General features: G+C 67.9%; 7 protein-coding genes and 3 pseudogenes. 3 read left to right on the forward strand and 7 right to left on the reverse strand.

Translation table 11 applies throughout. From position 1 onward, the window contains the following. Window positions 1-194 precede the first annotated feature (194 nt). Together ABZ642_RS45380 and ABZ642_RS45385 are read right to left on the reverse strand one after the other, a co-directional pair. A complete protein-coding gene (locus ABZ642_RS45380; RefSeq protein ID WP_360497290.1) occupies window positions 195-1,220 on the reverse strand; it encodes an amidohydrolase family protein in 1,026 nt (341 codons plus the stop codon). A 48-nt stretch (window positions 1,221-1,268) separates the two neighbouring features. After that, complete coding sequence (locus ABZ642_RS45385; protein WP_360497309.1) at window positions 1,269-2,888, reverse strand: FAD-dependent monooxygenase; 1,620 nt, start codon at window positions 2,886-2,888, stop codon at window positions 1,269-1,271. Between the two features lie 285 nt (window positions 2,889-3,173). Here ABZ642_RS45385 and ABZ642_RS45390 point away from each other — a divergent pair, with 285 nt between their 5' ends. After that, on the forward strand, window positions 3,174-4,478 hold the full coding sequence (locus tag ABZ642_RS45390; protein ID WP_360497293.1) for a cytochrome P450: 1,305 nt from the start codon (window positions 3,174-3,176) through the stop codon (window positions 4,476-4,478). 186 nt (window positions 4,479-4,664) lie between these two features. On the opposite strand, the gene ABZ642_RS45395 is transcribed toward ABZ642_RS45390, so the two are convergent. Beyond that, window positions 4,665-5,060: a MerR family transcriptional regulator gene (locus ABZ642_RS45395; RefSeq protein ID WP_360497295.1), complete on the reverse strand. Its 396-nt coding sequence runs from the start codon at window positions 5,058-5,060 to the stop codon at window positions 4,665-4,667. An 84-nt stretch (window positions 5,061-5,144) separates the two neighbouring features. On the opposite strand from ABZ642_RS45395, the gene ABZ642_RS45400 reads away from it, so the two are divergent. Then, the gene (locus ABZ642_RS45400) at window positions 5,145-6,392 is read left to right on the forward strand and encodes an MFS transporter (RefSeq protein ID WP_360497298.1); all 1,248 of its coding nucleotides are present in this window, start codon (window positions 5,145-5,147) and stop codon (window positions 6,390-6,392) included. A gap of 493 nt (window positions 6,393-6,885) precedes the next feature. Here ABZ642_RS45400 and ABZ642_RS45405 read toward each other — a convergent pair. Both ABZ642_RS45405 and ABZ642_RS45410 read right to left on the reverse strand, forming a co-directional pair. Further along, window positions 6,886-7,107, reverse strand: a pseudogene (locus ABZ642_RS45405) (transposase); the annotation flags it as partial. A 51-nt stretch (window positions 7,108-7,158) separates the two neighbouring features. Further along, a complete protein-coding gene (locus ABZ642_RS45410; protein ID WP_360497301.1) occupies window positions 7,159-7,500 on the reverse strand; it encodes a hypothetical protein in 342 nt (113 codons plus the stop codon). 1,566 nt (window positions 7,501-9,066) lie between these two features. Between ABZ642_RS45410 and ABZ642_RS45415 the strand changes: the two are divergent. Next, window positions 9,067-9,318: pseudogene (locus ABZ642_RS45415) on the forward strand (helix-turn-helix transcriptional regulator); the annotation flags it as partial. A 345-nt stretch (window positions 9,319-9,663) separates the two neighbouring features. Here ABZ642_RS45415 and ABZ642_RS45420 read toward each other — a convergent pair. Both ABZ642_RS45420 and ABZ642_RS45425 read right to left on the reverse strand, forming a co-directional pair. Further along, a pseudogene (locus ABZ642_RS45420) lies at window positions 9,664-10,014 on the reverse strand (transposase); the annotation flags it as partial. A gap of 94 nt (window positions 10,015-10,108) precedes the next feature. Then, window positions 10,109-10,507: DNA-directed RNA polymerase subunit alpha C-terminal domain-containing protein (locus ABZ642_RS45425; protein WP_360497304.1), on the reverse strand; the 399-nt coding region annotated here is incomplete at its 5' end.

The raw sequence follows: 10,507 nt of genomic DNA on the forward strand, positions 1-10,507 counted from the left end.
CCTACCACCGCCCAATCTCTACGCGCGCGCCAGTTCGTGCGGTTTCTGTGTGCCGCCACCCCGGGGTGCGTTGCGCTGCGGCGTCTCACCCCCCCCCCCCCCCCCCGACGTAGGTCCGAGCGCCGAGCGAGCCGGGCAGCGATTCTCCGTGGCGCCCACACACGCGCGGTACGAGGACGACCCTCCGCGCGTGCTCAGGCCGGCGCGAGGGCGGGCAGAAGACGCAGGGCGTTCCCGCGGTTGATGTGACCGCGCTCCAGGTCGCCGAGGGCGGGATCCCTGTCCAGAGCGGGAGTTGTCACCTCGGCGACCACCTGGGTGGGGGTCGGCGGCCAGTCGCTTCCGTAGAGGATGCGGGAGGAGCCCGCGGCTGCCAGAAGGGTGGGGGTGGCCGACGGCGACATGGGTGCGGCCGTGTCGTAGTAGAAGCGGTGCAGGTAGTCGCGGACGCGGCCGGGATCGACGGCGGGGACGAGCTGGCGCCCGAAGACCTCGATCCGGCTCGCGATGTAGGGGAGGTACCCGCCGCCGTGAGGGAGGATGAACGTCAGCCGCGGGAAACGGTCCAGAGTGCCGTTCATGATCAGGCTCAGTGCGGCGCGGGTCGTGTCCATGAGGAAGTCGCACACGAACGGCGGTACGCCCTCGGGGCCGCCGGAGGTGTTCACCTGCATGGGGTGCGTGCTGATCACAGCGGCGCGTTCGTCGAGTTCCGCCATGATCGGGTCGAGTCCGGGGTCGCCCAGATACGTGCCGTCCGTGCTGGTGCGCGCACTGACGCCCACCGCGCCGAGCTGGTCCATCCCATGGGTGACGGACCAGCGGGAGAGCTCGGCGTCGTCGAGGAAGACGGGTGTGAAGAAGGCGAAGCGGTCGGAGCGCCGGACGGTCAGGTCGCCCGCGGCCTCGATGGCGACACGCGTGCTCTCCTTGCGTGTCGCCGCGTCCTGGAAGCGTCCCAGCATGGCGACGGTGAGGATGCTGGTGCGCGTGCCGGTCAGATCCATCAGGTCCAGGGCGGAGGCCTCGTCCCACCGGCTCCACGGCGGCAGCCTGTCACGGTCCGCGATCCCGTTCTTCTCGGCCCACCGCACCCATTCGGGGGCGGTGTAGTGGTGATGAACGTCTACGCGTTCGTGCCGGGCGTCGTCGGCGCTCGCCGCGGTGCGGAGGCCTATGTCGCCCGGAGCCTGCAGGTCGGTCGTCTCGGCATGAGGCATGGAGGGGCTCCCTACGGGGGAACGGTTCGGGGTGTCGGAACAGCCGGATCAGCGGCTGAGGAGGCCTTGCAGAACGTGCGTCAGCTCGTCCTCGGGATTCGCGGGGAGGTCGTCGGAGCGCCAGGCGACCATTCCGTCGGGGCGCACGAGCACCGCGCCCTGCGGGGTCACGCCGTGTGTGGCAGCCCAGTCCTCGGCACCGGCGGCCAGGGCGGGCGAGGTGTCGACGTCGAAGTCCGGGCCGGCGCCGACGCGGTAGGACACCAGGGGCACGCCGAGCTCGGCCGCCGCGGCGTGGGCGGCCGACGGCCACGGTCCGTCCGCAAGGCCGCTGAGGAGGACGAAGCACCGCTCGTACAGGTCGACGGTCGACTTGGTTTCCCCGTCGTGCACGACGGTCATGTGCGGGGCCCGGGTGCCGGGGTCCGCCTGCAGGCGAAGCGTCTGTGGGATGGTCGGCGCGTCGGTGTCGGCGCCGGACACGGCCGTGGAGACATAGCGGTAGCCGAGGGACACGGTCATCAGATCCGTGCTCTGGCCGCCACCCTGCGCGGCGGTGTAGCCGGGGTGCTGCTCGCGTGCGGCCTGCTCGATGGCCCGGGCACTCGTGGCCAGGGCGACCGGGCGCCGTTCGTTCTCGTAGGTGTCCAGCAGGCCCTCTCCCGCCCAGCCGCCCAGTACGGCCGTGATCTTCCAGGCGAGGTTGTGCGCGTCCTGGATGCCCGTGTTGGATCCGAAGGCACCGGTGGGGGGCATCTCGTGGGCCGAGTCACCGATGAGGAAGACGCGTCCCTGCCGATAGCGGTCGGCGACCCGGTCCGCCGCATGCCACGGGGCCCGTCCCGTGACCTCGACGTCCAGGTCCCGTACGCCGGCGGCGGCCCTGACGTGGTCGGCGATGCGCGTGTCGGTGAACGACTCGAGCGTCTGGCCGCGCTCGGGGAACCACGGGACGTGGAAGACCCACTTCTCCTCGTTGTCGACGGGCAGCAGGACCCCTTCGCCCTCGGTTCCGTTCAGGTAGCACACGAGGAACCGCTGGTCCCCCACCACCTGACGGAGGAGCTTGCTGCGGAAGGTGACGCTCACGTTGTGGAACAGGTCGCCCCCGCCGCTCTGCCCGATGCCCAGCCGCTCGCGCACGGGACTGCGCGGCCCGTCGGCCGCCAGGAGGTAGGCCGTGCGCATCGAGTACGTCCGACCGCTCTCCCGCTCGCGCAGTTCACACGTCACGCCGTCCCGGTCCTCGGTGAAGGAGATCAGCTCCGTACCAAAGCGCACGTCCCCGCCCAGTGCACGGGCATGTGTCAGCAGGACCGGCTCCAGGTCGTTCTGGCTGCACGCGCACCGCCGGGTGGAGCACACGTTCGTCTCGGGGGCTCCGCCGGTGAGACGGGCCGAGAGCCATCTGCTCTCGCCGCCCGACAGCTTGTCCGTCTGCATGATGCCGTGATTGCCGGCCAGGACGGCAGCGGCCTTTCTGATGTCCGGTTCCAGCCCGGCGGTGCGGAACAACTCCATCGTCCGCATGTTGTTCCCCCGGCCCCGGGGATGTTCGGAAGTCGCGGCCCGGCGCTCGGCGACCATATGGGTGACGCCCAGTCTTCCCAGAAACACCGACGCGGACAGTCCGACAAGCGAACCGCCCACGATCAATACCGGCACCATGTCTTTGTCGTGCGTGTCCACAGCCCGTCCTCCTCCAGTGACCCAGCGGTAGTTCGGGCAGCGATTCGCATTCAAGGCGGCCCTCGATCCGAACCTGTCACAGGCCCCCGGGGTCGGCAATCGAGCCTTCCCCCGGACGGCACACTCTTCTTTTCCGTTTCCGTACCGTGCCGACGATGTGGGTCCGCGTCAGGGTGAATCGCGTTTTCCCTTTCCGGGCGGCGTCAATGCATTCCAAGATTGCAGCCGACCTGTGCCACCGTGGGAAGAGAAGAAGGGCCGTCGATGACTCAGATGCAGGAGCAGGATCTCGCGGACGAGACAGCCCGGGCGGTGGACGCGGCATCCCGTGGTTGCCCGGAATACCGGGCCAACCCGCACCCCCTCTACCAGCACCTGCGGGAGAACGCGCCGGTCTGCCGCATCACCCCGCCCCACGGTGTGCCCTCGTACCTGATCACCCGCTTCGAAGACGCGAAGGCCGCCCTTGCCGACCCCAGGATCAGCAAGGACATGTACGCGGCCATCGACGCCTACCGGTCCATCTTCGGCGACTCCTCCATCGCCCTGGACGACAACATGCTGTTCGCCGACCCGCCGAAGCACACGCGGCTGCGCCGGATCATCAGCCGTGCCTTCGTGCCCCGCCGTATCGAGGCGCTGCGCCCACGGATCCAGGAGCTCACCGACACGCTGCTCGACAACTGCTCCACTCTGCAGCCCGTGGATCTGCTGTCGGCCTTCGCCTTCCCGCTGCCCCTGCAGGTGATCTGCGAACTCATCGGCGTCCCCGAGGAGGAGCGGCAGGAGGTCCAGCAGTGGTGCAGTGTCGTCGCGCGGACCGGTTTCAGCAAGAAGGACAAGGATCGCCTGGCCGAGGCGGAGAACACTCTCCGGGAGTACTTCGAGGTCCTGATCGCCCGTAAGCGCAAGGCCCCCGAGGACGACCTGCTCAGCGTCCTCATCCAGACGCAGGACGAGCAGGAGTCGCTGACGGACGGTGAGTTGCTGTCCACGCTGTGGGTGCTGCTGTTCGCGGGCCACAAGACGACCGCCTACCTCATCGGCAACGCCGTCTACACGCTGCTCACCCATCCCGAGCAGCTCAAGCAGGTGATCGACTCGCCCGATCTGCTCCCGAACGCGATCGAGGAGATCATCCGCTTCGAGGGCTCGGTCGAGAACGCGACCTTCCGCCACGCCCTCGAGGACATCACCATCGCGGGGACGCTCATTCCCAAGGGTTCGCTGGTACAGATCGCGGTCACCTCGGCCAACCGGGACGCCGCCGCGTTCGAGAACCCCGACACCTTCGACATCGCCCGGCCGGGCGTACAGAGCAAACACCTGGCCTTCGGTACGGGGCCGCACTTCTGCCTCGGCGCACCGCTGGCGAGGATGGAGATGCAGATCGCCCTGGCGTCGCTCTTCCGGCGCTTCCCGAATCTCTCCCTGGCCCTGCCGGCGAATGAGGCCAAGTGGCTCACCGTGCCCTTCCCCGCCTTCCGGGGCCTGACCGAACTGCCCGTCGTCCTGGACCCCTCGAGGATTCTGGACGACTGGGCGTCCGGGATGGTCGACATCGCGTGACATCACGGGCGTAGCCCGCGACCCCGGCGTCGCGCTGCCAGTACGGCCGGCGCGACGCCGGGGTCCACCTGTCCGCGGGCGGCGGGGCGGACGTCAGCGGCGAGGCCGGATCCGGTGGCTGCTCGTCCTTACCGGGGATCCGAACGCCGGTGGTAGGAGCCGGGGTGTGTCCGGCGGAGGTCTTTTTTATCCGGCCGTTTCCGCCGTGTCCGGCTCGGGACGAGCCGCCCTTCGCACCTGCGCGAGATAGACGGACATCGCGTCCCGGTTACGAGTGAGCTGGGTGATCCTCTGCGACATCCGCGCGCACTCGTCCTCCAGCAGCGCAATCGTCTCCGGCGTGGGGTGCGGGATGTTGATCCGGCCGGGTGGGCCGAGACAGGGCAGGATCTTCCGGATCGTCTGTGTCGACAGCCCGGCGTCGAGCAGGCCGCGCACCTGTTGAACGCGGTCCACGCAGGGCTCGGCGTAGTCACGGTAGCCGTTGGCGCACCGTTGGGAGGCGATCAGCCCCTGCTCCTCGTAGTAGCGCAGCATCCGGCGCGAGACACCGGTGCGTTCCGACAGGTCTCCGATGCGCACGTTCACTGCCCCCACGGCGCGCTGGCGCCCTTTTCCAGCTCTGGTTTGACCTTCACATCAGTGGAAGTGTTCAAGCATGCTGTCATGTCAAGCACAGATCTGACCAGGGAGCCCTCGTGCGCTCCTGACGACTCACCGCACCATGCTGAGACGCCGCTTCGTCCCCAGAAGCTACCCATGCCGGCTCTGCTCGCGCTGGCGACCGCCGTGTTCATCACAAGTCTCACCGAGACGTTGCCCGCCGGATTACTACCCTCCATGAGCGCCGACCTGGGCGTGAGCGAGTCCGCCACAGGGCAGACCGTGACGATGTACGCCCTCGGTACCGTGCTCACAGCGATACCGCTCTCCACCGCGACCGCCGGCTGGCGCCGCCGGCGGCTGCTACTGACAGCGATGGCCGGGTTCGCCGTGGCCAACACCGTGACGGCACTTTCCATGTACTACCCGCTGACCATGGCCGCTCGGTTCGCCGCGGGTGTCGCCGCCGGCCTGGCATGGGCACTGCTGGCCGGCTACGCCCGCAGGATGGCCCCCGCGCACCTTCAGGGCAAGGCCATCGCGGTGGCCATGGCCGGTATCCCCGTCGCCCTCTCCCTCGGCGTGCCCGCCGGGTCGTTCATCGGCAAGGTCGTCAACTGGCAGGCGGCTTTCCTCCTGATGACCGGGCTGACGCTCGTCCTGCTGGGATGGGTCCTCGCCACCGTCCCGGACTATCCGGGAACACCAAGGAGAAAGGGCTACTCACCGTCGATGCCGAGCACGCTCAAGGTGCCCGGCGTCGGTCCGGTCCTTGCTGTCACCTTCGCGTTCGTGTGCGCGCACACCATCCTCTACACCTACATCTCCACTTTCCTCGACGACCTCGGGATGGGCGGTCGGACGGACCTCGTCCTTCTGCTCTTCGGCGGCGCCTCACTGCTGGGCATCTGGGCCGTGGGCTCCCTGATCAACCGGCGGCTGCGCACTCTGATGGTCACCAGCACGTTGCTCGTCGCGGTGGCCGGCGGCGTCTTGGCGCTGCGCTCGGAGGCGCCTGCGCTGGTGTACGTAGCCGTGGCGCTCTGGGGACTCGGCTGGGGCGGCGCACCGACCTTGCTGCAAACCGCGGCAGGCGACGCCGGCGGCGAGCGGGCCGACGCGGCGCAGGCCATGCTGGTCACCTTGTGGAACGTGGCCATGGCAGGCGGCGGAGTGGTCGGCGGCATTCTGCTGGACGCGCTCGGTACCGAGTCCCTTCCCTGGAGCGTGCTGATCCTCTTGATCCCCGTGTTGGCCGTCGTCCTGGCGGCCCGCACGCACGGATTCCCTGCTCGCCGCAGCATGGACTGACGATCCTTGAAGGCCCTGAGCACTGGAAGCCCGCCACGACGGTTGCGACCGCCGGACCACCCTGGACCAACTGGGCGTCCGCTCCTCTAGTCCTGCACGAGAGCAGCACGCTGAGCCGGGCGGACCGCCCCTTGAATTGGGGTCGTCATCGGCCCATCACCCTTGGGTTCATGGGAATCACCACGTCGATATTCGTGAACTCACGACCTCTATCGATCAGTTCGGCGTAGGGGGCCGAAGGCGACGATTTCGCGCACTTCGAGCTGTCCGCTCCAGAGGAGTTCACGTTTTCCCGGTCGCGTCCGACTCGACGGTGATCCGTAGCCAACCCCGGATCGGGAAGGCCTGAGTCGAGGCGACGACCGTGGCCCTGAGAACGATCGATCTCGATGGGCTTCACGGGAGGCGGGCCGTCCGCTCCTACGGGAAGTCCGGCGGGTGGTACGCCTGGTCATGAGCGTGATCGCGGCCCAGGCGAGGGTGATTTCGGGGTCATGTCGGCCGGGGTGACCATGACGAAAAGGGGCAGGCCCTTGGTGTCCACCACCCGGTGGCGCTTGCGGCCGTTGATTTTCTTCGCGCCGTCGCAGCCGCGTGAGTCCTTCCCGACGGTCACCGCGGCCTTCACGGACTGGGAGCCGATGACGGTGACGACGGCACCGGGGGATCGGCCCATCTGGCGGCGGATGCGTGTGCGCAGCTGGTCGCGGATCTGCCTTGTATGGAATCGAGCAACTCCAGCGGGCGATCACATCGACTCGACGGGCTATTCGGAGTGGCGGAGATACTCGTCAGAGGGACAGCCCGCATCCGCATCGCCCGTTGGGCACATGACGGGGTCGTCCTCATCTCCGAACAGGTAGACGGTCACCGTGCAGCCGTCGGCAACCGAAGCCAGGGACAGAACAGAACCACGTATGGCTGCTTCATCAGGAGTACCGAGCTTGTGGTTCCCGGTGAACGCGTAGAACGCCCAGGTACCAGATTCCGGCGTCGCGAGGTCGCCACAGTCCGATGCGGTGAAGTGCTCGCCGGCGAAGGTGTGATCCTCGCGGAACATCAGGGATGTACCCGCCTCGCTGACCCATCGGCCCGCCAACTCGTTCACGGAGATATCCGCCGCATAGACCGATGGCGCCAAGCCGCAGGACACGGTCAGTACCGTCGCCGCAGCTACGAGAGCAGCCCAACGCCCCATCCTTCGCGCCATGCACATCCCTCTCACCAGGCACCGGGGCGGTGACTTGAGCCAAGCCCGGTCGCCCGCTCCACAGTACATTGAACGCGTTCAAATTTGGTCGCGACGGCTGACCGCCCAAGCCGACGACCCTTGGAGTCACAGCGCTGACCTACGGACGCGGCCCCTGTCCCGAGGGGCAAGTTCCCCACTGTCGAAGAGCATCAACTGGCGCGCCGGTGGCTGCAGTTCGCGGCAAACGTCGGTCGAACACCCAACACGGTCGACGCGTACGGGCGGGCGGTCGGTCGAGGACAACCTGCGGTTCTGTGCAGCCGAGGGCAGTCGGGCCGTGCCGGCCGCAGACCCCGCCAGGGCTCGTACGGCATATCGCGCGAGCGCCCTGGACCCCCGACGAGGATGTCTGGCAGTGGATTCTGGCCGCCGCAGGGCCGCGCGTAGGCACGGGGAATCGGGCAGTAACTCGTTCTTGTGTGCGATTTGAGGGGATCCCTCGCCCGTCGCCTTGTGACGCTCGGTGATTGCCTTGCGTCGGCGAACCTTGACCGATTGCCGGCGAAGATTGAGCGGTGACGATCAGGCGCCCTCCGGTGCTTTGAGGATGTGATCAGGCGTGACGGCCCGGCCTACCTGACCGGGCCTTCATCTTCTCCTGGCTGTTCGTGAGGCATGTCCAGGATGGCCTCTCGTGTGTACCGAGGGCTCTCTGGCTGTGGGGCCCCCGTAGAGGCCATGAGTTCGGCGAGGAGCCTGCTCGGGTCATCCGTGGAGAGCGCCAGGCCCAGGGTCTGCATGATGCGCAGCGCGCAGTCCCGGATGGACTGAGCGTCCTTCTCGGGCGCCGCCGTGCTCCTGATCTCGTCACACACTCGGCTGAACTGCTCAGCGCTGACCGTTGGCCGACTTACCGGTTGCGCCATGGTGCGCTCCTCCTGGAAGGGCGGGCCGTTCCACCCGCCCTTCCAGCAAGCGCCGAGCGCACCCCAACGGCAACCGGAGAGGGGCAGCGCGAAGGCGCTCGACCACTTCCGTTCAACTTCAGATGGCATGCGCTCAAGGAGTGCTGTCACGGGACAGCGATAGTTGGCTGTGCACAGACATACTCGGCCACTCCTGGTTCCGGTCACGCGTTGCTCTGCCACTGGCCGGCACTCAGGCGCTGACGTCGTCGTATGCCAGGTCGCCGCCCAGTACGCGGGATGCCTGGGCCTGTGCCAGGAGCTCCCTGGCTTTGGCTTCGACACCTTGGGATGGCGTCGGCACCCGCGACGAACCGCAGCAGCGGCTTCTCCTGGTCGGCGATGGCCAACAGGGCGCGGGCGAGCTCGGCCGGGTCGCCGGTCTGCCGGCCGTCGAAATTCAGGCAACCACCTGCCGACCCCGCCCGGCCGCCGAAAAGGGCACCCCTCCACCGGGGCTCCCGCAGTACCCCTTTCCGGGCAGCCGACGGCCCGGGAGCGGCCGTACGGGAGATTCATGGACCGCAGCACCGGGATCCGTGAGTTCCTGCGCACCCGCCGAGCCCGGGTCACCCCTGAACAGGCCGGCCTTGCTCCGCGCCCGGGCGCCCGCCGCGTCCCGGGGCTGCGGCGCGAGGAAGTCGTCCAGCTCTCCGGGGTCAGCGTCGACTACTACGTCCGTCTGGAGCGAGGCCGCGTCCAGGGCGTTTCCCACGCCGTCCTGGAGGCCGTGGCCCGCGCCCGGCAACTGGACGACACCGAACGCGCCACCTCTTCGATCTTGGGTCTGTTGCGAAAGTGCAGGTCGCAGCTACTCATTGAGGCGACGGCCGTTGACGGGCCATTCCATCCGCCACCTGTACAACGAGCGGGTGTGCGCTGGACAACCGACAGCTCTAGGGGGTCGGCATCCCGAAGAGGAGGACGGTCACCAGTACGGTCACCGGAATAGCCAGGACCACGGCCAGCCCGGCAAGGCAGCCCCAGACAGTCAGTCGAGCACTGGTTCTCGCGTAGTCATCGCTCTTCGGCACGCCTATATCCAACAGCGAGAAGCACCAACTCTCTACCTTCAGAGGCACGTAGCCCTAGGACCGCCATGTGAAAGTGCAGGTCACAGCCACTCATTGAGGGCTGCGATCAGCACGTTCGCTTCGTAGCGAACGGTGAGCTTGTCTTACCCGGTGGCCACGGCCCGGTGACGCTTGAGGCGATTGATCCCGCACTCAACCGCGTGCCGCTGCTTGTGGTCGTCCCGGTCGAACTTCGGCGGACGGCCGCCGCGGGACCCGCGCTTCTGTCGGTTCCGGACGCGGTCTGCGGGTACCGGAAGGGTTGCCTCGATCCCGCGTCTACGCAGGTAGGACCGGTTACGGCGGGACTCGTACGCCTTGGCGACCCGCACCCGGTCCGGCCGTTTGCGGGGCCGTCCGCGCCCGGGCCGGGGCACCCGGATTGCTTCCAATTCGCCGCCCCGGCTGCATGGTGGTGAGCCCGGCAGACGGAGGTTTCCTGTTCCCTGTCTGCGGGGTGTTTCCCGGGCCGGTGCGGGGCGGTGTTCAGTATTGCTCGGTTTCTGGGAAGCCCGTGTCTGTGTCGTTGGTGCTGAAGGTGTCGGTGGTGGTGGGGTTGAGTCCGGGTGGGCTGTCTTTGAGGCCGAGGCCCATGGTGGCGAGTTTTTCCTTGACTTCGTCGATGGATTTCGTGCCGAAGTTGCGGATGTCCATGAGGTCGGCTTCGGAGCGGGCGAGGAGTTCGCCCACGGAGTGGACGCCTTCGCGTTTGAGGCAGTTGTAGGAGCGGACTGTGAGTTCGAGTTCTTCGATGGGCAGGGCGAGGTCGGCGGCGAGGGCGGTGTCGACCGGGTTGGGGCCCATGTCGATGCCTTCGGCGTCGATGTTGAGTTCGCGGGCGAGTCCGAACAGTTCGACCAGGGTTTTGCCGGCGGAGGCCATGGC

This window comes from Streptomyces sp. NPDC007157, from assembly GCF_040634235.1.
In the GTDB taxonomy this organism is placed as follows: Bacteria; Actinomycetota; Actinomycetes; order Streptomycetales; family Streptomycetaceae; genus Streptomyces.